23 protein-coding genes are annotated in these 21,577 nt (G+C 66.9%); 13 read left to right on the forward strand and 10 right to left on the reverse strand.

Translation table 11 applies throughout. From position 1 onward, the window contains the following. Positions 1-175: 175 nt before the first annotated feature. The 5 genes from VI08_RS16790 (at position 176) to VI08_RS16810 (ending at position 4,146) form a co-directional block, all read left to right on the forward strand. Positions 176-373 carry a hypothetical protein gene (locus tag VI08_RS16790; protein WP_045830776.1) on the forward strand — a complete coding sequence of 66 codons (198 nt, stop codon included), beginning with the start codon at positions 176-178 and terminating at the stop codon, positions 371-373. A 52-nt stretch (positions 374-425) separates the two neighbouring features. Further along, positions 426-1,058: a ParA family protein gene (locus VI08_RS16795; RefSeq protein ID WP_045830777.1), complete on the forward strand. Its 633-nt coding sequence runs from the start codon at positions 426-428 to the stop codon at positions 1,056-1,058. A 66-nt stretch (positions 1,059-1,124) separates the two neighbouring features. After that, a complete protein-coding gene (locus tag VI08_RS16800; protein ID WP_045830778.1) occupies positions 1,125-1,595 on the forward strand; it encodes a SixA phosphatase family protein in 471 nt (156 codons plus the stop codon). Positions 1,596-1,617: 22 nt separating this feature from the next. Next, positions 1,618-2,172, forward strand: a complete 555-nt coding sequence (locus VI08_RS16805; RefSeq protein WP_045830779.1) for a YceI family protein — start codon at positions 1,618-1,620, stop codon at positions 2,170-2,172. 39 nt (positions 2,173-2,211) lie between these two features. Next, positions 2,212-4,146, forward strand: a complete 1,935-nt coding sequence (locus VI08_RS16810; RefSeq protein WP_332308658.1) for a phospholipase D family protein — start codon at positions 2,212-2,214, stop codon at positions 4,144-4,146. Between the two features lie 3 nt (positions 4,147-4,149). Here VI08_RS16810 and VI08_RS21050 read toward each other — a convergent pair whose 3' ends face one another. Together VI08_RS21050 and VI08_RS16820 are read right to left on the reverse strand one after the other, a co-directional pair. Next, a complete protein-coding gene (locus tag VI08_RS21050; RefSeq protein ID WP_052698029.1) occupies positions 4,150-4,749 on the reverse strand; it encodes an energy transducer TonB in 600 nt (199 codons plus the stop codon). 12 nt (positions 4,750-4,761) lie between these two features. Then, on the reverse strand, positions 4,762-6,048 hold the full coding sequence (locus tag VI08_RS16820) for an acetyl-CoA C-acetyltransferase (RefSeq protein WP_045830781.1): 1,287 nt from the start codon (positions 6,046-6,048) through the stop codon (positions 4,762-4,764). A 161-nt stretch (positions 6,049-6,209) separates the two neighbouring features. On the opposite strand from VI08_RS16820, the gene VI08_RS16825 reads away from it, so the two are divergent. After that, positions 6,210-7,337, forward strand: coding sequence for a hypothetical protein (locus tag VI08_RS16825; RefSeq protein WP_232309580.1), 1,128 nt, complete (start codon positions 6,210-6,212; stop codon positions 7,335-7,337). A 75-nt stretch (positions 7,338-7,412) separates the two neighbouring features. Next, a complete protein-coding gene (locus VI08_RS16830; protein ID WP_045830783.1) occupies positions 7,413-9,893 on the forward strand; it encodes a sensor domain-containing protein in 2,481 nt (826 codons plus the stop codon). Positions 9,894-9,972: 79 nt separating this feature from the next. Here the strand turns inward: VI08_RS16830 and VI08_RS16835 are convergent, their stop codons facing one another. From VI08_RS16835 to VI08_RS16850, 4 genes are all read right to left on the reverse strand, one after another. After that, entirely contained in the window at positions 9,973-10,428 is a 456-nt protein-coding gene (locus tag VI08_RS16835; protein ID WP_045830784.1) for a GNAT family N-acetyltransferase, read from the reverse strand. After that, positions 10,418-11,818 carry a nitrogen regulation protein NR(I) gene (gene ntrC / locus VI08_RS16840; RefSeq protein WP_045830785.1) on the reverse strand — a complete coding sequence of 467 codons (1,401 nt, stop codon included), beginning with the start codon at positions 11,816-11,818 and terminating at the stop codon, positions 10,418-10,420. The genes VI08_RS16835 and ntrC overlap by 11 nt, the downstream gene beginning before the upstream one ends. Beyond that, on the reverse strand, positions 11,811-12,824 hold the full coding sequence (locus tag VI08_RS16845) for a two-component system sensor histidine kinase NtrB (protein WP_045830786.1): 1,014 nt from the start codon (positions 12,822-12,824) through the stop codon (positions 11,811-11,813). Before VI08_RS16845 ends, ntrC begins: the two co-directional genes overlap by 8 nt. Before the next feature lie 580 nt (positions 12,825-13,404). Beyond that, the gene (locus VI08_RS16850; RefSeq protein ID WP_045830787.1) at positions 13,405-14,160 is read right to left on the reverse strand and encodes a TlpA family protein disulfide reductase; all 756 of its coding nucleotides are present in this window, start codon (positions 14,158-14,160) and stop codon (positions 13,405-13,407) included. A gap of 358 nt (positions 14,161-14,518) precedes the next feature. On the opposite strand from VI08_RS16850, the gene VI08_RS16855 reads away from it, so the two are divergent. Beyond that, on the forward strand, positions 14,519-15,025 hold the full coding sequence (locus tag VI08_RS16855) for a DUF6496 domain-containing protein (protein WP_045830788.1): 507 nt from the start codon (positions 14,519-14,521) through the stop codon (positions 15,023-15,025). Positions 15,026-15,045: 20 nt separating this feature from the next. On the opposite strand, the gene VI08_RS16860 is transcribed toward VI08_RS16855, so the two are convergent. The 3 genes from VI08_RS16860 to VI08_RS16870 form a co-directional block, all read right to left on the reverse strand. Continuing rightward, positions 15,046-16,194 (reverse strand): hypothetical protein, encoded by a 1,149-nt coding sequence (locus VI08_RS16860; protein WP_045830789.1) that lies wholly within the window; start codon positions 16,192-16,194, stop codon positions 15,046-15,048. 88 nt (positions 16,195-16,282) lie between these two features. After that, the gene (locus VI08_RS16865; RefSeq protein ID WP_045830790.1) at positions 16,283-16,705 is read right to left on the reverse strand and encodes an ExbD/TolR family protein; all 423 of its coding nucleotides are present in this window, start codon (positions 16,703-16,705) and stop codon (positions 16,283-16,285) included. Beyond that, entirely contained in the window at positions 16,702-17,445 is a 744-nt protein-coding gene (locus VI08_RS16870) for a MotA/TolQ/ExbB proton channel family protein (RefSeq protein WP_198148985.1), read from the reverse strand. Before VI08_RS16870 ends, VI08_RS16865 begins: the two co-directional genes overlap by 4 nt. A 269-nt stretch (positions 17,446-17,714) precedes the next feature. Here VI08_RS16870 and VI08_RS16875 point away from each other — a divergent pair, with 269 nt between their 5' ends. The 3 genes from VI08_RS16875 (at position 17,715) to VI08_RS16885 (ending at position 19,838) form a co-directional block, all read left to right on the forward strand. Beyond that, the gene (locus tag VI08_RS16875; protein WP_157006877.1) at positions 17,715-18,269 is read left to right on the forward strand and encodes a hypothetical protein; all 555 of its coding nucleotides are present in this window, start codon (positions 17,715-17,717) and stop codon (positions 18,267-18,269) included. A 128-nt stretch (positions 18,270-18,397) separates the two neighbouring features. Beyond that, a complete protein-coding gene (locus VI08_RS21850; protein WP_045830792.1) occupies positions 18,398-18,742 on the forward strand; it encodes a hypothetical protein in 345 nt (114 codons plus the stop codon). A gap of 133 nt (positions 18,743-18,875) precedes the next feature. Then, positions 18,876-19,838, forward strand: coding sequence for an alpha/beta fold hydrolase (locus tag VI08_RS16885; protein WP_232309581.1), 963 nt, complete (start codon positions 18,876-18,878; stop codon positions 19,836-19,838). Between the two features lie 16 nt (positions 19,839-19,854). Here VI08_RS16885 and VI08_RS16890 read toward each other — a convergent pair whose 3' ends face one another. Then, a complete protein-coding gene (locus VI08_RS16890) occupies positions 19,855-20,253 on the reverse strand; it encodes a VOC family protein (protein WP_045830793.1) in 399 nt (132 codons plus the stop codon). 84 nt (positions 20,254-20,337) lie between these two features. Here VI08_RS16890 and VI08_RS16895 point away from each other — a divergent pair, with 84 nt between their 5' ends. Beyond that, positions 20,338-21,042 carry a helix-turn-helix transcriptional regulator gene (locus tag VI08_RS16895; protein ID WP_045830794.1) on the forward strand — a complete coding sequence of 235 codons (705 nt, stop codon included), beginning with the start codon at positions 20,338-20,340 and terminating at the stop codon, positions 21,040-21,042. Between the two features lie 139 nt (positions 21,043-21,181). After that, positions 21,182-21,472, forward strand: coding sequence for a hypothetical protein (locus VI08_RS16900; protein WP_045830795.1), 291 nt, complete (start codon positions 21,182-21,184; stop codon positions 21,470-21,472). Positions 21,473-21,577 lie beyond the last annotated feature (105 nt).

Below are 21,577 nucleotides of genomic sequence, written 5' to 3' on the forward strand. Positions count from 1 at the left end.
CGACATCTCCGTGAAATAAAACGACAAGGATACGGCCAAAGCATGAACGGAAGCTGCGGGCCGCCGGTTTCACACGCGGGCTACATTGTTACCATCACCGGCAGCGCGGGGGGAACATGCCCACCAAGGGCCGCATGACCGACGCACCAATCCTGCGAAAGAACAGGAGCTTACAATGGATCAATTCGCCATTTTCGCCAGCGAGCGTGCTGGCTTCTTCGTCGGCTGGGGCACCCTCACGCTGATCAACGCCGGCCTGGCCCAGGGCAAGAACCGCAGTGGCCTGGTGTGGTTCCTCCTCTCGCTCATCCTCGGCCCCATCGCCACCCTCATCCTGGTGCTGTTACCGAAGGTTCGTACGAAGCTGTTTTGATCCTCACGCGGCCTGTGTAGGCTAGGTGCCTCCCAACGGCAGGTGCGCGCGGATGCTGACGACGCTGGTGGCAAGCAGCAAGGGTGGGTGCGGCAAGACGACGCTGGTGACCCAGCTCGCCACGCACTGGGCGCAGGCCGGCAAGCACACGGCCATCATCGATGCCGACCGGCAGCACTCCAGCCTGCGCTGGGCCGGCCGCCGCCCCGAGAACGTGCCCGCCGTGACCGCCATCGAGGGCAGCCGCAAGGCCTTCGACCGGCTCCCGGGCGATACCCAGCGCGCCATCGTCGACACGCCCGCCGGCGTGGACGAGAAGGACATGGAGCCCTACCTCGACAAGGCCGATGTCATCCTCGTCCCGGTGCTGCCCTCCACGTTCGACCTGGACGCGACGCTGGATTTCCTCAAGGTTCTACAAGGCATCAGCCGGGTGAAGCGTGGCAAGCTGCCCGTGGGCCTGGTGGGCAACCGCCTCAAGCCGTGGACGAACGCCAGCCAGCAGGCCATGGCCGAGCTGGCCGAACGGGCGCCCTTCCCCGTGGTGGCGGAACTTCGCGATTCACAAGCGTACGTCTTGCTCACGGCGCTCGGTAAAGGCATCTTCGACTATCACTCGGAAAACGTGCGCGGCCACCAGGACGACTGGGCGAAACTGCTCCGCTGGATAAAGCGAAGCACCTGAGGCGTAAGGGCAACCGCGACAGCAGTATCCGCCACCTACCGGTGGCCTTAGCGGAGGACGGTACCCATGCGTGAACTCATTCTGCTGCGCCATGCCGAGGCGGATGCCAGCGGCAAGGAAGGCAAGGACGACCGCGAGCGAAAACTCACCGAGCACGGCCGCAGCGAAGCCCGCGCCGCCGGCCAGTGGCTGGCCGAGCACAAGGTCGGCTACGACCGCGTGCTCTGTTCCCCATCCGAGCGCACCCGCGAAACCGCCGCGCTGGCCCTGGGCCAGGTCGAACCGGTGTACGAGGACGCCATCTACGACGCCACGGTAGGCGACCTGTACGACCTGCTCGACAAGCAAGGCGATGCCGAGCGCGTCGTCCTCGTCGGCCACAACCCCGGCATCGAGCAGTTGGTGGCCTTCCTCGTCGAGGGCCGCTCCGAGGATTACCGCGGCATGCCGCCCGCCGGCATGGCACGCCTGTCGTTCGCCGGCAGCCTGCAGCCCGGCTCGGCCAAGCTGGAAACCTTCTGGTCGCCGCCCAACTAGCCGTCCTCGTCGAGCCCACTTGATGCGCCTCCTGTTACTGGCCATCGCATTGCTCCTGTCGGCGGCGCCCCTGCGCGCTGCCGACCTGCGCATCGATGCCGTCCGCTCCAAGGCCGAGTTCAGCGTCCGCCTGCTGTGGGTCACCACGGTGACGGGCAGCTTCAAGGCCATCCGCGGCGACCTGGCCACCGACACGGCCGCCGGCACCGCCGTGGTCACGGCCGATATCGACACCGAGAGCATCGAGATGGAATCCGCGCGCCTGCGCCGCTGGGTGCTGGCGCCGGAGTTCTTCGATGCGGAAAACCACCCGCGCATCCACTTCGTCTCCAAACCCACCCCGCTACCGGTGCTCACCCGGGGCGGCGACGTGGCCGGCGACCTCACCATCCGGGGCATCACCCAGCCCGTGACTTTCAAGCTGCAGGGCAACCGCTGCCGTGCCGAGGCCATGGCCGGCTGCGTCCTGCAGCTGCAGGGCATGATCGACCGCACCGACTTCGGCATGCTCGGCCGCCGCGGCGCGCTGTCCGATCGCGTGAACCTGGGCCTGGCCATCGTCATCGAGGCGATCTGACTCACGTGGCGTTGCACCGCGTCACCTAGAATGCGCGGCATGCGCCGCCTCCTCTTGCTCCTTACCCTTGCCGCCTCGCTGGCTACCGGCGGCTGTTCGCTTTCGGCGGCCCGCATCCAGAAAGCCGACGCGGTGGTGGCCCTCACCGTCGACCGGCAAAGCACCTGCGACCAGGCCGACCACTGCGCCACGCCCTCGGCGCTGATCGACGCGGCCATGGAAGCCAACGCCGCCTCCACCGACAGCACGCCGGTGCACGTGGCCACGCTGCTCGAGGATGGCGAATCGGCCCTGGCCGCCCGCATCAACCTTATCCGCGCCGCGCGCCAGAGCATCGACGTGCAGACCTACATCTGGGAACAGGACGACGCTGGCAAGCTGGTGCTGGACGAGCTGGTGGCCGCCGCCCGCCGCGGCGTGCGCGTGCGCATCCTGGCCGACCAGCTGTTCTCGTTCCGCGACCCGGGCCTGCTCGCCGGCCTGGCCCGCGCCAGCGACCACATGGAGATCCGCCTCTACAACCCCACGTTCGCCAGCGCGAAAACACCGCCGCTGGAGTTCGCCGCGGGCATCGTGTGCTGTTTCTTCCGCTTCAACCAGCGCATGCACAACAAGCTGATCGTGGTGGATAACCTCGTCGGCATCACCGGCGGCCGCAACTACGAGGACCGCTATTTCGACTGGGACCCGGCGTTCGACTACGTCGACCGCGACGTGATGATCGGCGGGCCGGCCGCCAGGGCCATGGGCGCCAGCTTCGCGCAGTTCTGGGCGCACAAGCGCGCGGTGCCGCTCACCCACCTGCGTGACGTGAACCGCGAGCTGGTGGCCGATACCGACGACCTGAAGCAGTGGAAGCCGCCCACCTACGACAACCCGGCGCGCGTGGCCGAGCTGCTCACCCATGCGGCCGACCCGGCCTGGATCGACGAGCGCTTGCTGCAGGCGTCGCTGCGCCTCAACCGCGTGGAATACCTCAGCGACCTGCCCGGCAAGACCGACGAACCCAAGCGCCGCGAATCCCGCGCGCTTACCCGCCACATCATGGGCCTGGTGCGCAACGCGAAAAGCGAGGTGGTGCTGCAAACGCCCTACCTCGTCATGAGCCGCCCCGCGAAGAAGATCTTCAGCACACTGCACAAGCAGCCCGACCCGCCGCGCGTCGTCGTCTCCACCAACTCGCTGGCCTCCACCGACGCGTTCGCGGTGTACGCCATGTCGTACAAGCACCGCAAGCGCTACCTCACCGATTACGGCTTCGAGATCTACGAGCTGAAGCCGCGCCCCTCGAACGCCGACCGCGACGCGCTCGAGGGCCAGCCGCACGACGTGGCCACGCCACCCGTCAACCGCGTGGTGGGCTCGGGCGGTGGCAGCCGGCGTGGCACGCGCAGCAGCGCTGTATCCGGGGTGGATACCGGGCCATCAGAAACCTCGGGCTTCCTCTCGGCCGGGCGCCGTTACGGGCCCAGCGCGCGGCACCGCCCCGCGCCCCTGCTCACCGCGGGCGTGCGTTTCGGCCTGCATGCCAAGTCGATCGTGGTCGACGATACGTTCGCCATGGTGGGCACGCACAACTTCGACCCGCGCTCGGACCACTACAACACCGAATCGGGCGTCATCATCTACGACAAGCGCTTCGCCGACCGGCTGCGTGGGTCGATCATGCAGGACACCGAGCCCGGCAACGCGTGGGTGATCGGGCCGCGGCAGAAGACGATCCCCGTGCTGTCGGAAGTGAACGAGTTCATCGGCGATGTCTCCGAGCGCCTGCCGTTCTTCGACCTGTGGCCGTTCCGCTACGCCACCAGCTACGAGCTCAAGCCGGGCTGCGTCCCCATGCGCTGGACCGACCCGAAATTCTTCGAGTGCTACAAGCCCGTGGGCGATTTCCCGGAAGTGGATGTGTCGCTGAAGCTGATCTACACCCGGATGATCACGGCCTTCGGCTCGGCGTCATCGGGCATCCTCTAGGGCTTACAGCGGATCGGTGAGTTCGAACCGCACGGGCAGGTCGGCGGTGTATTGCGCCGGCCGCTCGGCCGCGGCGAAGCGCCAGCTGCGCACGGCCTCTTCGGCCGCCTGGTCGAGCAGCGCGTCGCCACTGGTGTGGCCCACGGCCACGTTCGTGACATCGCCCTCGGGCGTGACGGTGACGCTAAGGATGACCTGGCCCTCGCGATGCGCGCGCAGGGCTTCCATCGGGTAACGCGGCGAAGGCATGTACACCGGCACCAACGGCTGCGTGTTCGGCGCGGGCGCCGCCTGCTGCTGCGCCACGGCCGGGCGGCGCACGACGGGCCGCGCGGCGAGGTCGACTACGGCGCGCGTGCGCAGCCGCTCGACGGGCGTGGCCTCCGGCGCCGGCCGCGGCACGGGCGCGGCGTGGCCACCCAGCGGGTGGTCGGCGATGGTCTTGGCCAACAGCGCGGGTGCGGTGCCGGGCAACGACACTTCCGCCAGGCGGCGCGTGGCTGGCGCGCGCTCGTAGGTGAGCGCGGTGAGCCACGTGGTGCCGGCGATGCCGATCAGCAGCCCGAAGGCGCTAAGCGAGGTGCTGGTGCGTAGTGCAAGCATGCTGCGAAAAGCTCAGGGGCGTTCGAGGATCGCCGTGACACCCATGCCGCCCGCGGTGCAGATGGAAATAAGGCCGCGGCCCGAGCCCTTCTGCTCCAGCATCTTCGCCAGCGCGGCGACGATGCGTGCCCCGGTCGCGGCGAAGGGGTGCCCCGCCGCCAGACTGGAACCGTTGACGTTGAGTTTCGCCGGGTCGATGGCGCCCAGCGGGGCGTCGAGGCCCAGCCGGTCGCGGCAATAGTCCGCGCTTTCCCATGCACGCAACGTGCACAGCACCTGCGCGGCGAACGCCTCGTGGATCTCGTAGAAGTCGAAATCCTGCAGCGTGAGGCCGTGGCGCTTGAGCATGCGCGGCACGGCGACGGTGGGCGCCATGAGCAGGCCCTCGCCGTGGACGAAATCGACGGCCGAGACCTCGGCATCGAGGAAATACGCCTGGATGGGCAGGCCGCGCTCGGCCGCCCAGGCCTCGCTGGCCAGCAGCACGGCGGCCGCGCCGTCGGAGAGGCCCGTGGAATTACCCGCGGTGAGCGTGCCCTGGCCCGAGGTCTTGTCGAACGCCGGCTTCAGCGAGCCGAGTTTCTCGAGGGTGGAATCGGGGCGCAGGAAGCCATCGCGCTTGAGGCCGCGGAACGGCACCACCAGGTCGTCCATGAAGCCGGCATCGTACGCGGCGCCCAGCTTGCGGTGGCTGGCCAGGGCCAGTTCATCCTGCTCGGCGCGGCCGATGTGCCATTCCTTCGCCATGAGCTCGCAGTGATCGCCCATGGACTTGCCGGTGCGTGGCTCGGCCACGCCGGGGAACGAGGGCTTCAGCTCCTTGAACGAGAAACCGCGCGTGGCGACCTGCAGCTTCTCCTTCAGGGTCTTGGCGCGGTTCACCGCCAGCAGGCGCTTGCGGAACTTCTGCCCATAGACGATGGGCACGTCGCTGGTGGTGTCGGAACCCCCGGCGATGCCGGCGTCGATCTGCCCCGCCGCGATCTTGTTGGCGATGATGATGGCGTTATCGAGCGAGGTGCCGCAGGCGCGGGCGGTGGTGATGCCCGGCGTGGTGGCGGCCAGGCCGGAGGAAAGCACGGCCTCGCGGGCCACGTTCCAGTCCGAGGAGTGGCGGATGACCGCCCCCATGGCCACTTCGCCCAGCTCGACCCCGTGCAGGCCGTACTTCTCGACCAGGGCGCCCAGCACCTTCACGGACATGCCGAAGTTGCCGACGTCAGCGTAGGCCGTGTTATTGCGGCAGAAGGGAATGCGGACGCCACCGACCACACCCACGCGCTTTTGCGACTTTTCCATGCTGTTTGGGGACTGTCCGAAAATCGAAGCCAAAGGGATCGCGGACGCCGACGTTCGCCGACGAACCGGGTATCGGCAAGGCTAACCCGCATCCCGGCCCAACGAAAGGGGAAAGGCGCCCAATGATAGAATCGTGTTCCTTTGCCGTTGTGGAAACCCCCGTGTCCGAGCCGCTGATCGCCTGCCCCGCCGTCCTGGCGCTGGAACTGGCCCCGGGCGAAGCGCCCGCGCGCCTCGAGCTCACCCGCGACGAGGCCCAGGCGCTGGCCGGCCTGATGGCCGACGACCTGCGCGACCTGCTGCCCGGCGTCGAGGCCTCGCGCTTCGCCGTGGCCGGCGCGCTGTTCGATGGCGTGGAGCTGCTGCGCCCCGGTTTCCCCGTGTTCGCCACGCTGGACGAGCTGGCCCGGCGCATCCCGCGCGTCACCACGCAGGGTGGCGTGGTGGCCTTCGGCACCCACGAGGGCCACATGCCGGCCCAGCCGCTGGTGCCCGATCCACGCTACGCGGGCGGCCCCATGCGCCTGGTGCCGTGGATGCTGCTGGCCCCGGCCGAGGGCGCCGACGACCTGGCCCAGGCCATGGAGCGCGAGCTGGCCGCCAAGGGCGAGGCCGGCCCGCGCACCGCCGATTTCCTCATGCGCACGCTGGGCATCCGCCTGGAGCACGCCCGCTATCTTACCCGCGACGACCTGCTGGCCCTCACCTGCGTGCAGTACGAGCACGTGAACCTGGCGCCGCTGTGGACCATGCTCGAGGCCGCGCTGCTCACCCCTTATAAGGAAGAGACGGCCCTGGGCTCGCGCGGCCTGCCGCTGCACTACGCCGGGGGGCGCGTCAGCGTGCCGGGCGTGGCCGGGTGGTTCGCCCGCGAAGGCACCCAGCGCGGCAACGCCGCCCACGAGCTGGCCGGCACCCTGTTCGAGCTGCGCCAGTACGCCGCCCTGCTCGCCGCCCACCACGTGCCGCTGCACCTCGAGGGCGATGCGGCCTCGTCGGCCGGCTACCTGGTCGAAGCGGTGGCCGAGGCCGACCCGGCGCTGCCCGCGCCGCAACTTTATGCGCACGAGGCCGCGGGCCTGGGCATGGCCGCGGTGACCGTGGCGCAGCCCGCGCCCGGCAAGGCCCGCGTGCTGGCCCATGGGTTCCCGCTCGAGCCCAACGCGCTGGCGCCGATGCTCGAGGCGCTGGCCAGCCGCTACCGCACCGAACCGGCGGTGCACACGCTGGGCCGCATGCTGCTCGACGAGCACGGCGGGCTGACCGCGCCGGCGCCGTCGGTGCACTAAACGCCGGTTCACCAACCCACATATACGGCGGTTGGCCAACGCATTAGAGTGGCTTATCGCCCTTCCGGTCGCACCATGCCTTTCCCGGCTTCACCCGACGAGCTCAGCCCCGCCGACTGGCCCGCGTTCCTCATGGCACGCGCGCCGGCGATGGTGGCGTACATCGGCACCGACATGTGCTTTCGCTACGCCAGCCCGGCGTACCGCACGTGGATGGGCATGGGCCAGGTGCCGGTGGAAGGCCAGCCCGTCGATGCGCTGCTACCCGCCGAGGTGTTCCAGCGCATCGAGCCCGCGCTACGCGCGGCGTTCGCCGGCACGCCCAGCATCGCCGACCGCGAACTGCGCCGCGAGGACATCCACCGCTTCGCGCAGGCCAGCGTCACGCCCGATACCGACGACCACGGCAACGTGCGTGGCGCGTTCGTCGTGCTCGCCGATATCTCCGACCGCCGCGCGCTCGAGGCACGGCTGAAGGAAAGCGAGCGCCGCTTCTCGCAGGCGTTCCGCCACGCCGCCATCGGCATGGCGCTGGTGCTGCCCGATGGCCGCTGGCTGCAGGTGAACGACGCGGTCTGCACCATGCTCGGCTACAGCGAGGATGAGCTGCTCGCGCGCAGCTTCCAGGAGATCACCCACCCCGACGACCTCGCCACCGACCTGGGCCTCACCCAGCAAGTGCTATCGGGCGAGCGCGCATCGTTCCACATGGAAAAGCGCTACCTGCACCGTGACGGGCGCGTGGTGCATGCGCTGCTCACCGTCTCGCTGGTGCGCGACGAAAACGCCGAGCCGCTGTACTTCGTCTCGCAGATCCAGGACATCACCGAGCGCAAGGCGTTCGAGGATGCCCTGTTCCGCGAGCGCGAGCTGGCCGAGGTCACGCTTAAATCCATCGGCGACGCGGTGATCACCACCGACCCCGAGATGCGCATCACCTCGCTGAACCCCATCGCCGAGGCCATGACCGGCTGGGCCAGCCACGAAGCCGTGGGCCGGCCCATGGACGATGTGTTCCAGCTGCGCGATCCACTCACGCGCCGGCCCATCGCCAACCCGCTGCTCACCGCGGTGCAGAAGAACGTCATCATCGGCCTCACCACCGATGCGATCCTCGTGCACCGCAACGGCTTCGACAGCCCCATCGAGGATTCGGCCGCGCCCATCCACGACCACGCCGGCAACGTGGTCGGCGGCGTGGTGGTGTTCCACGACGTGAGCGAAACGCGCGCGCTGGCGCTGAAGATGGCGCACCTGGCGCACCACGACACGCTCACCGGCCTGCCCAACCGCGCGCTGCTGCAATCGCGCATGGAATTCGCCACCACGGTGGCCACGCGGCGCAAGCAGCGCTGCGCGCTGCTGTTCGTCGACATCGACCACTTCAAGCAGATCAACGACACCATGGGCCACGCCGCCGGTGATGCGCTGCTGCAGGAAGTGGGCCGCCGCATCCGCAGCGCGGTGCGCCAGGACGATACCGTCAGCCGCCTCGGCGGCGATGAGTTCGTGGTGCTGCTGCCGCACGTGGAAGACGGCGAGCAGGCGGCCGAAGTGGCCGAGAAGGTGCTGCAGGCGTGCAAGGAGGCCATTGGCCTGGAAGCCGCCGCGCTGGCCATCAGCTTCAGCATCGGCATCAGCCTGTACCCCGACGACGCGTACGATGCCGAAGGCATGCTGCGCAACGCCGATACCGCCATGTACGAGGCGAAGATGCAGGGCCGCAACGGCTACCGCTTCTTCAACGCGAGCATGAACGAGCGCAACACCGCGCGCGTGCGCATCGAAGTGGAGCTGCGCAAAGCGCTGGCCCGCAACGAACTCAGCCTGCACTACCAGCCCAAGGTGGATGTGGACCTCGGCACCATCGTCGGTGCCGAAGCGCTGCTGCGCTGGCAGGTGGATGGCGAGGATGTGTACACACCCGAGCAGTTCATCCCGGTGGCGGAGGATTGCGGGCTGATCGTGCCCATCGGCGAATGGGCGCTGCGCGAGGCGTGCCGCCAGGCCCATGCCTGGGCGCAGGCCTACCGGCCCATCTCGGTGTCGGTGAACGTCTCCGCGCTGCAGTTCCAGCACACGCGCTTCTTCGAATCGCTACGCGGCATCCTGACCGAAACCGGCCTGCACCCCACCCTGCTCGAGCTCGAGGTCACCGAGCGCACGGTCATGGAAGGCGGCGACCACATCGCCGACCTGCTGCACCGGATCAAGGCCGAAGGCGTCTCGCTCAGCCTCGACGATTTCGGCACGGGCTATTGCAGCCTCTCGTACCTGAAGCACTTCCCCGTCGATACGCTGAAGATCGACCGCGCGTTCGTCCGCGACGTGGCCTGGGACAACGACAGCGCCGCCATCGTCAGCGCCATCATCACGATGGGCAAGGGGATGAACAAGCTGGTGCTGGCCGAAGGCGTGGAGAGCGTCGAGCAGGCGACGTTCCTTGGCCATGCCGGGTGTACGCAGATGCAGGGGTTCCTGTTCGGGCGTGCCGTGCCGGCGAAGGATTTCGAGGCGCGGATCGCGCAGGTGGACCAGGGCGTGCCTACCGTTTGATGGTGGGGAGAGCATCGCCCACGGGTGTGGGCTCCTACAGGGCGCTCGTGGTAGGAGCCCACACCCGTGGGCGATGCTCTTAACCCTTCAACGGTGCCTCAAACATAAAATAATGGCACTTCTCCATCCCCAGCCCCCCATACGTCGCCTGCGCCCGCTCATTCTCCGTCTCGACATATAACCGAAGCCCCACCGCCCCGGCCCCCTCGGCCATGCGCTTCACATGCGCATACATCCCCCGGAACACCCCGTGCCGGCGCGCCTCCGCGGCGACGTAAACACTCTGCACCCACCAGAAATCCCCGCAGCGCCAGTCGCTCCACTCATACGTGACGAGCAGGCAACCCACCGGCACGCCATCGAGCTCGGCCACGAGGTAGAAACCACGCCGCGGTTCGTCGAACACCGCGCGCACGCCCCGCCCAATGGTGGCCGGGTCCAGCCGCTTCGCTTCCGTCTCCCACGCCATGGCGATGTTCCACCGGGCGATATGGTCCGCGTCCTCGACGGCGGCGCGGCGTACTTCAAGACTCATGACGGGTATCCACGTTGGGGCGGCGTTTGCGCGAGGCCCCAAGTTTACGCGTAAGGGTGTTGCGGCCCACGCCCAGCGCAATGGCCGCCTGCTGGCGGTGGCCATCGTTGGCGACCAGCGCGGCGTTCAACAAGGTCTTGTCCAGCGACTCGCGCGCGCGGGCGTGGATATCCGCCTCACCCTGCGCCAGCGCATCCTGCGCCCACATGCGCAAGGCTTCGGTCCATTCGCCGCTACGCGTGGCGCGTGCGGGCAGCGCGCCGAGGTCGGCGGCCTGGATCTCCACGCCCGGCGCGATGACAGCGAGGCGACGGCACAGGTTCTCCAGCTCACGCACGTTGCCCGGGTAATCGCGCTGCTCGATCAGCTTCATGGCACCACGCGAGAAACGCTTCGGCGGCAGGCCCAGCTCGGCGGCGGCCTGCGCCAGGAAGTGGCGCGCCAGCAGCGGGATATCGCCACGCCGCTCGCGCAGCGACGGCAGCGGGATGCGCACCACATCCAGCCGGTGCTTCAGGTCCGCGCGGAACATGCCCTGCACCACGCGCGCCTCCAGGTCCTGGTGCGTGGCCGCGATGATGCGCACGTTGCCGTGCATCAGCTCGCGCCCGCCCACGCGGTAGAACTCACCACCCGCCAGCACGCGCAGCAGGCGCGTCTGCAAGGCCAGCGGCATGTCGCCGATCTCGTCGAGGAACAGCGTGCCGCCATCGGCCTGCTCGAAACGGCCCGCCACGCGCCGCGTCGCGCCGGTGAACGCGCCCGCCTCGTGGCCGAATAATTCGCTTTCCAACAGCTCGGCGGGTATCGCCGCCGTGTTCAGCGCCACATAGGGCTTGCCGGCGCGCGACGATTCCTCGTGCAACGCACGCGCCACCAGTTCCTTGCCCGTGCCCGTCTCGCCCGTGATCAGCACGTTGAGGTCGCTGGCCGCCACGCGGCCGATGAGGCGGAACACCTCGCGCATGGCGGTGCTCTCGCCGATCAGCGCATGCGCATCGGCGCGCGTCGGTGGCACGATGACTTCCTCGCGCGCGGCGGCCAGCGCGCGCTCCACCGTCTCCACCGCCTGATCGAGGTCGAATGGCTTGGCGAGGTAATCCGCCGCGCCCGCGCGATACGCCGCGGCCGTCGTCGCCACGTCGGTGAACGCGCTCATGACGATCACCGGGCCGATGTTGCGGCGGGTGAGGTCCTCCAGCAGGCGCAGGCCGTTCTCACCCGGCATGCGCACATCCGTGACCAGCAACGCCGGGCGGCTTTCTTCCAGCGCCGCGCGCACCGCGTCACCGGCGCTGAACTCGCGCACCGCGTGACCCGCGTCGCGCAGGGCCTCGGCCAGCACGAAGCGCACGCCACGGTCGTCATCGGCGATCCAGATCTCACTCATGCGGGCGGTCCATGGGGAGGTAAAGGGAAAACACGGTGTCACCCGGGCGGCTCACGTAACGCAGGTCGCCACCGTGGTCGTGGGCGATCTCGCGCGACAGCGCCAGGCCCAGGCCCGTGCCATCGGGGCGGCCGCTCACCAGCGGGTGGAACAGCACATCGCGGAGCTCGTCCGCCACGCCAGGGCCATCGTCCAGCACGTCGACACGCAGCGCCGCGCGCACCGTGCGATCGCCCAGCCGCGCGCCGTGCTCGATGCGCGTGCGCAGCGTGATCGTCTGGGCACCCGCCTCGATCGCGTTACGCGCGAGGTTGAGCAGCACCTGCAGCAGGCGGTCGTTATCGCCCGTGACATCCGGCAGGCTCGGGTCGTAGTCGTGGCGCACGCGCGGCGCGTTCGCCTCCGCCGACACCAGCGCCTCCAGGCGTTCGAGCAGCTCATGGATGCTCACCGGCCCGATCCGCGCCGCGCCGCCATGGCGCAGCAGGCCATCGGCCAGCGAGGCAAGGCGATCCGCCTCCGAGATCACCATGGCGGCCAGCTGGCGCAGGTCGCTATCGGCCAGGCGGCGTTCAAGCAGCTGCGCGGCGCCGCGGAGGCCCGCCAGCGGGTTCTTTACCTCGTGGGCAAAGCCACGGAGCGTGGCCGACAGCGGGGTATCGCCGGCGTTGAGGTCGCTGGCGAGGGGGTGCACCTCGACCAGGACGCGGCCGGCATCGATGGGCTGCATCGACAGATCGGCCGTGACCTCACGGCCCCGCGCCACGCCGAAGGTGATGCCGCGGAGGTTGAAGCCGCGGCCTTCCGCCAGGGTGCGGACAAGCTGGTCGGCCAGGGGGGCGTAGCGCATGAGGCTGGCCAGGGGCTGGCCCACCGCCGTGCGGGGGCCTACGTCGAGGACCTCGCCCAGGGCGGGGTTGAGCCAGGCGACCCGGCCGTCGGCACCGACTACCGCGAGGCCGGTGGCGAGGAGGGTCAGGAGTTCTGACTGATCGGGTGCATGCATTGCACCAATTTAGGGAGGGTTTTGTTGTGGTGCAACAGGACGGATTCCTAGACACCTGGAGGGATTCCGGATGCCTGCGCGAGCCGGCTCCGGCAACTCAACGTCAAAGGTAGAGACGTCGTCTCAATCAGCGAAGCTATATCTCGCAAAATGCCGATGCCAACCTATGACGTTTGTGCCATGTCATCCCGTCAAACTATCGATCACTGCATATCGTTTTAGTGCATAGCACTGTCTTCGGACTCAACCAGCGCGTCTTCCGCTGCGTGCTGGATGACGTTGCAGAGTCCGCCGTCCTTCTTCCCGTCATGACAATTGGACGCGTTGCGCACGATCGCACTTAAGTCTGAGTACGATGCGGTGGCATCAATATGCCTTATTGCCCGAAACAATTAGATGACATTTCATCGCGACATTTCACTGGTGCTCCCCTGCCGTGGAGCCGCCTGGGCGTCATTCATTACACGAACTCCATTCACTGGGTCCGTCCTATCAAGGTGGCATCCAAAAGCGCCTTCGCACCAGCTCCGATCGGTATTCCGAGGTTTCCCGCGACCCGGTCGACGGTTGCCCCGGTCAATCACCGAGTCTCGCTCGACCGAGGCGCAGGCGTTGCGTGCCTTACATCCGTGACCCAACGCTCGATGTCTTCGCCGTTAAGGGTCCTGCCTGGCGGATGCAGGGTCCACCCACCCTTGAGATCGAGTAGCTTGCCGTGGCGATCGACGATTCCCAGGGTGGGAAACATCTGGATATTCGCCTTCTGATAGAACGTGACCGCGTCAGGCACGATTTCCCAGGTTAGCCCGAACTTATTCTTGAACGCCGGTAACTCGGCGGCCGCGTCGTAAGTGATGCTCATGGCGCCGATGTCGGGATGCGCGGCATGGAAGGCGTTGAGGGCGGGGATCTCTTTGATGCAGCCACCGCAGTCGACGAAGAAAAAATCGATGACAGTGAAATCGTGGTCGAACCTGGTGGAAGTGACCTGCCTGCCTGTGCTCGACGTAAGACTGAACGCGGGGATGGGTTCGCCGATGATCAGGTCGCCAAGCGGAGTGCGTGGCGTCCGGGGTGGGCTGTCGAGCGTGAGCACTGCGAAGCCGTCTGCATTGGCAGGCTTGAAGGCAAACCCCGTTCCGGTGTTCACACGATCCAGGAAGGTCTTCGCGCCGATCGACGCCCCGTTGGTATCGCGGTAAAGCAGCTTCGTGTCCGGCGGCATGGAGAGCCCCCTGCGCAGGGCAGCTTCATCGGGATAAGCAACCTGAGAAGCCGCAGACGCGGCTTCGAGGAAGGTCATCGCGACTACAACAAACGCGCAAAGCCACTTCATGACGTGCTTCCTGCAGTGCCGGTGTGCCCACAGGATACGCTTATAGCGGCGCGGCGCGGTAAAGCCCGCTGGTTCGAGCACTTGCCTTCGGCAAGCCCGCTTGGGAGGTCAAACGCCGCCTCGACGACGTTGGCCGGCCCCACGTGGCGAACCCCGTTTCCTGGAACGGGAACGCAGGGCCAAGACCAACGCCGTGGCAATGCAGATCAGAAACCCGATGACGCCTGCGATGGTCGCTACCTGTTGGGTCATGACACTCTCCCGTGGCAAACGCACTTTACCGCACCACACCGCGACCAACACACCCGCATCACGGCGGTTGCCGTTACCTTGACGGTGGACCGAGGAGGGAACGCGCATGCCCGAGAAGAAAACCGCAGCCAAAGCCGCCACCGCCAGGCGCCAAGGCAAGTCAGCCTCCACGCAAGCCGGCGAATACGTGCATGAGGAGATCAAGCACATCCGCGCGGGTAAGCATGGTGCCCGGTCGGCCAAGCAGGCCATCGCCATCGGCCTGTCGAAAGCACGGCGTGACGGGGTGAAGGCCACGCCATCGAAGACTGCCAGCAAGGCCACAAAGAAGAAGGCGGCCCAGGATACGAAGGCGGCGAAGAACCGTTCTGCTGGGACGGCCACCAAGAAATCGGCGACGCGGAAACGCGCCAGCACGAAGGCACTTAAGCGCGAGGGTACAGCTGCGGCTTCGAAGCGCGCACTTTCGACCCAAGCCAGGAAGAGTGCTGCCAAGCGAACGTCAGCAAGCAAGTCGGCGGCGGCGAAGAAGGCGGCCAGGACGAAGGGCGCCACGGTTCGCAAGACGGCTGCCAAGAAGGCCGCGCGCACCCGCGCGAAAAAAGCTTCCTAGGTCGCAAGCACCAGGCGTACTCAATGGTGCACCATCGCCATGCCGCCGACGCGCGGCGCGCCGGTGCTGGCTGCCTGCGCATCACTCAGCACCAACGAGAAAAACATCACCTGCGCCCCGTTATACAACTTGAACAACACCCGATGCCGCCCCGCGGCAAGCCGAAGCCGCACCTTGCCTTCGCTCAAATTGTAATCAGCAATCTCGCGCCGCATCGAACGGGCATCCACCATGAACCACGGCTTCACCGGCGCGCCGCCCTTCCACACCAGCTCATCATCCACCCACAGCTTCGCGTCGTCGTCCGCGCCGATCCAGGCCCACAGTTCCATGTCGCGGTCGAGCCTTAGTTCGGTATACCCGTAGTAGATAGCACTTTCTGCCGGGTCGGGCAGGAACAGCGGGTATTCGCTTGCCTGGACGTAGCGCCATGTCAGCGTGCCGAACTTGCCTGCGTAGGTTCCATCCAGATCGACGGCTACTTCGGGCAGTTCCGGATGATCTAGGGGATGGTCGCCGACGGCCTCGAACGGCCCCACCACGTACCACGTGTCGACATACAGGCGGTTGGTATACGCACCACCGGCGCCTGCGCTGCGGCCTGCTGCAGCGTGGACTGGTGCGTCGAGGGGCGGGATCTTGGAGAAGCGACCGTGTGGAACGATGTCTGCGCCATGGTTGCCGGCGGTGGCCACCTCAAAGGGAGTCAGGCTCGTGTCCCCCGCCATGCCGAGTAACCGGGGGCCTCCGGGGCCGCTCTTGCCTGCCGCCCCGGCCGTCGACGCGCCAGCGGGTGAAGCCGCCTGTACATCACGTGCCAGCGTCGCGGCGACCTGGGTTTTGAGTTGGGCCAGTTGCGCGAGGGCCTCGGTCTCCGTGTGCGGCATCTTCGGTAGCGCGGGCAGGTCGGCGTGTTTCTTTTTCAGCGCGTCGTAGCGCGCCCGTGCCTGCGCCAGTGCCGCTTGTGCCGATGAAGCGGGCTGAGGCGGTGGTGGCGCAACCTCATGCGAGTGCTGCGCGAGCGCGGCTTCGGCCGAAGCCAGGTCGTTCAGGCGTTGGGTCGCCGCGGACTGAAAGGCGGCGTTGCGGGTCGCCTCCACCCGCTTGCGTGCGGCTTCCGGCGAGGGCGGCAGTTGCGCGAGGTAAAACAACACACCCAGCACGAGCACATGCGCCAGGATGGACCAAAGCGCATCACGCCCCGGGTTGTCATTCCGGGCGGGGCGGTACGGATCCCACTACGATCGCGTGGCCATGTCAGTTCCGGACGTGGACCGCGAGGTTGGTGAGCCCTTCGAACGCGCACATGTCCATGACGCTCACCACGTCCTGAAACTGGGCGCGGCGGTCGCCGTCGATGCGGATGACCGTGTGCGTGTCGTGGGCAGCCAGGTCGTGGAGGCGGTCTTTGAGCTGTCCCTTCGTTATCGCGGCACCGTCGACGTAGATGGTGCCATCGCGCGCCACGGTGATGAGTACGCCTGTCGAAGAGGCCTCTTCGGGGCGAAAGGTCGCCGCCGCCTTGGGAAGGTCGACCGGGATGGATCGATTGTGCTGCTTGTCTTCGCTCTGCTTGAAGGTGGTCGCCACCATGAAGAACATCAGCAGGAAGAAAATGCAGTCGATCAACGCTACCAGCCCGATCTCCGGCTCCTGGTCTTCGCCCAGGTCGATCTTCACGGCGTTACGCCAGCCGGTGCGGGGACGAAGTGGGCGCGCAAGAGGGCGCCCGCTTGCCGTTCCAGCTCAAGGCCGAACGCGGTGATGCGGTATTTGAAGCCGTGGTAGAAGGCCAACGCCGGAAGGGCCACGGAGAGGCCGGCGGCCGTGTTGACCAGCGCCTTGGAGATGCCACTCGCGAGCAACGCCGGATCGATCGGGCCATTCAACGCAAGCGCATGGAAGGCTTCGATCATGCCTGCCACGGTGCCCAGCAGGCCAACGATCGGCGCAACGGTCGCGATGATCGCCAGGGGATAGATGCGGCGCAGGTGTTCGCGAAGCTCGATGGAGGCGATGTCTTCGACGCCCTTGGTCACGGTCACCAGGTCGAGCGCGCGGTAGGCCAGCATGTAATGCAGCATGCGTGAGAGCGTGCTCGGCTGGCTATCGACCAGCGCCTGGGCCTGGTCCGTCCTGCCTTCCTGCCACAAGACATCGGCCCTGCGCGCCAGCCCCTCGGGGACCACGAACGCCTTGCGGACGTTGCGTAGCCGCTCGATCGCCACCCAAAGCGCGATCACCGACATCGCAAGCAGCACCACGAGGGCTACGCCGCCTTCCCTCAACTGGCCTACGCCATCGAAGCCCTGCGCATGGACGGGTGAAATCGGGGACAACGCCATCGCAACAGTAACAATCAAATCAACAAGCCTGGCCCGGGGACTACGTTTCATGGGGATGCCTTCGTCCGGATGCATGAGCGCTCCTACTATATTCATAGTACTAAGAAGGGCGCAATAACATGATGCGGTAGTGAGGCACGTCGCGGGGCGGCCTTCGACGCAGCGCACCATGAGCCTCAAGGATCAACTCGGTGGGCCGATAACGGATGGTTCTTTGCGAGCTCCGGCCGGTGAAACGCATGCCACCCTTCATCCGCGCACTCTTGCACCACAATGCGATTGGAAAAAGGATGGTCCCATGCGCCTGATAGAGGTGGCGGAAGCTCGTCGTTCTGGACGGCCTTATGAAAGATGATCTTTATCGCCATGCCAGGACGGCACGTACCGTCGAGCGATGGACACGCATCGCCATGCTCGCCGTTGTCGTCGTTGCCGCGCTCGCAGCCACGCTGTGCCACGAAGCGGAACTTGGACGCTCCTTCGCGAGAAGCATTCTCCAGGCGGCTTCTTTCATTCCGGCGCGAAGGTGGGCCTTGTATGCGAGCTACGGGGACGAGGCCGCCATCTATTACTTCTTCGTCTTCCCTATCTTGCCCCTTGCTGCGACATGGATGCTCGCGCGCCATGGCTTTCCGCTTCCCGCGAAATTGCAGCAGGTGCGTGGCATCTTTTTAGCCATTCAAACCGTCATTGCGGTGCCGTTACTGGCGTTCGTTGGCCTCATCATCCTCATTGGCGAGCATGGCTCTGATATGCGCGGGTTGAAGGTCGGGACGCAATTTGGCCACCTCATATTCTTTGGATGGGTGAGTTTCGCGGCGGCCGGCGCGGCTTTTGGGCTTTGCGGCTTATATCTCCTCGCCGCCCTTGGAGCGATGAAGCGAGCCTCCCGAGAATAAGCGCTCCTCAGGAAGACGCCGTGCGGGTAGATCGCACGGAAACCCGGTCAACCGCGGGTCCCGGCTCAAGCCCGCGTTCGCCCGGCCGATAACCCATGACTCTTCCCGAGGTCCGGCCAATGAAACGCATGGCACCCTTCGTCGGCGCATTGGCCTGCCTCGCCGCCGCCTGTTCGCACGATACCGGCCTGCACCTGGTCTCGGAGGCCACCGCCTCCCCTGCCGACATCCGCATCACCGACGGGCGTGGAGTGGCCACGTGGTCGTGGGGGTCGAAGTCGTTCACCGAGCACGTCGAGCTACTCGACGCAGGTGCAGCAAAGAAGCAGAAAGGTAACCCCCGATCGCTGCGCCTGCGCCTGGCGAATGGTGCGGTCATCCAGCTGGTGGCGCAGCACACCTTCTACATCTGCGAGCAGGGCTGCGAGAAGGTACATATGCCGGTCAACTGGACGACGGCTGCTTACGACTAACCGCCCGTGCAGGTGGATAGACGTTCGACCGCATCGAACGTCTACCTCGCCGGATACGTACGTCAGCCGCCCCGCCGCGGCGCATGCTCCACTCACCGGCGCCACCCTGGCGCCCCCTGACTGGAGATGCCCCGTGTCACGCTCCCTTCCTGCCCGTTCCAAGGCCTGGCTGCTCGCGGCGGCCGTCCTGTTTGGCGGCGCCAGCGCCCCGGCCTTCGCCGACGTGACCCCGCTGCCCGCCAGCTTCCATAGCGAAGACATCGCCACCGATGGCGCGACCATCCATGTCCGCGTAGGCGGCCACGGCCCGGGCGTGGTGCTGCTTCATGGCTTTGGCGATACCGGCGACATGTGGGCGCCGCTGGCCATCGACCTCGCCCGCGACCACACGGTTGTTATCCCCGACCTCCGTGGCATGGGCTTGTCCTCCCACCCGGAAGGCGGCTACGACAAGAAAACCCAGGCCGCCGATGTCCGCGCCGTGCTGACGAAGCTGGGTGTCGACACGAGTGTGGTTGTCGGCCACGACATCGGCACGATGGTCGCCTACGCCTACGCGGCGCGTTACCCCGACAAGACGACCCAGCTGGTGGTGATGGATGCGCCGGTGCCGGGCATCCCGCCATGGAACGATATCGTCCGCTCGCCGTTGCTGTGGCATTTCGACTTCGGCGGCCCGGACATGGAACGCCTCGTGGCCGGCCGTGAGCGCATTTATCTCGATCGCTTCTGGAACGAGTTCGCGGGCACGCCGGCGAAGGTGGACGAAGGCACGCGCCAGCATTACGCCGCGTTGTATGCGCGCCCAGGCGCCATGCATTCGGCCTTCGCGCAGTTCCGTGCCATCCGCACCGACGCGGTCGACAACAAGGACGCCACTACGCACAAGCTCACCATGCCGGTACTGGCAATCGGTGGCGAGAAATCGTTCGGTGACAACGAAGCCATCGTGATGCGCAATGCCGCGGAACATGTCACGGGGCTTGTCGTGCCGGGCTCGGGCCATTGGCTGATGGAAGAAGCGCCGGCCGTCACCATCAAGGCGGTGCGGGAGTTCGTGGACGGGAAGCCGGTGACTGGCGCGTTGCCGGACTGATCGCCTGCCTCCCCTGTCATCGCGTGCCGAAGCGTTCCTTCGCGGCGTCGGTCACCGGCGTGAAGAGAGACACCAACGTTCCTTCCGGATCACGGAACTGGTTGGACCGATTGCCCCACGGCAGGAGCTTCGGTTCACTCACCATGTCGACGTGGTCTTTTAGCCTCGCGAACTCCGCATCCACGTCGTCGACGAGCAACTCGATGATCGCCGTGCGGTTGGCGCCCGCCTCGGCACTGCCTTCCTTGAACAGCGGCACGGACTCGGTGCTGCCGATGGCCAGCACCGCGCCAGGCAGCACGATCTCGGCGAACACCGGCGCGAGCCATTGGGCGGCGGTACCGGTGACCTGCTCATAGAACGCGACCATGCGCTTGATGTCGGCGGCGATCAGGCGGGTCGAGGCGAATTTCATGGGGTTATCTCCGGTCGGGTGGATGCGCCGGGGATTGTCGTCCCCTGCTGTGGCCACCATCATGGCCACAGGAGACCACGACCCATGCGACGCGCCGACCGGCTCTTCCAGATCATCCAGGTGCTGCGGCGTTCGTCGCGGCCGATGACGGCGGCTGCGCTGGCGGAAGAGATTGAAACCTCGCGGCGGACGATCTACCGCGATATCACCGACCTGATCGGCCAGCGCGTGCCGATCACGGGCGAGGCGGGCGTGGGCTACGTGCTGGATCGCAGCTACGACATGCCGCCGCTGATGCTGACGCCCGACGAGATCGAGGCGATCGTGCTCGGCTCGCAGTGGGTGGCGGGGCTGGGCGACAAGACGCTGGCGAGCGCGGCGAAGGATGTGCTTGGCAAGATCGCGGCGGTCATCCCCGAAAACCTGCGGCCACACATCGCCCGGCCCAGCGTCGGCCTGCGACCTTTCACGCCGCCGCCGCGCGATGACATCGACACGAACGCCCTTCGCCAAGCCATTCGCGATGATCGCAAGGTGCGCATGCACTACTGCGCGGAATCCGGTGAGGAATCCACGCGCATCATCTGGCCCGTGGTGCTGGGCTACGACGCCACGCTGCGCATGCTCATCGCCTGGTGCGAACTGCGCGAGGGGTTCCGGCATTTCCGTACCGACCGCATCGTTTCCATCGAGGTGCTGGCCGAGGGCAATGGCCTGCGCAAGGGCGAGCTGCTCCGCCGCTGGACGCGCTGGCGGGAAGCGCAGCCCCCGTACGCCATGCCTAAGTAATTGATTTGGCTGATACGGCGAATCGTTTTTGACCGTCGGTTCAGGGAAACCTCAACGGATTCATCTAGCCGCAAGGAACCCAGAGGCATGCTCCGGCTGGCAGTCCACCCGGCCTCGTGCCTTGTACGGAGAGACACCCATGCGCCATTCCGCCCTGCTCCTGGCCGCCTCGCTCGGCCTCGCCCTGACCACCCAGGCCTTCGCTTCCGATCGCCCCGATCCCGGCAAGCTGACAACCAAGTGCCTGGATGCCGCCGCGAAGAAGTTCGACGTCAAGAACGACTACATCCAGCTGCAGCCGATCGCCGCGGCCGATTCCGGTTACTCGATCGCGGGCGTCGCCGATGCCGGCATGGACGGCAAGAAGGAATTCACCTGCGAGTTCGACAAGAAGGGCAAGCTCGCCAACCTGGTTCCCGCGGGTAAGTAAGTCGATTCATCGGGGGCCGCGCGCAGGGCGCGGCCCTTGGCCACCTGAGGGCACGCCCGGGACTTCCGGGCCATGGGCTTCACGGTCCCAGCGCGTACGCTGTCG

The organism is Luteibacter yeojuensis (assembly GCF_000964085.1).
Taxonomy (GTDB): domain Bacteria; phylum Pseudomonadota; class Gammaproteobacteria; order Xanthomonadales; family Rhodanobacteraceae; genus Luteibacter; species Luteibacter yeojuensis_A.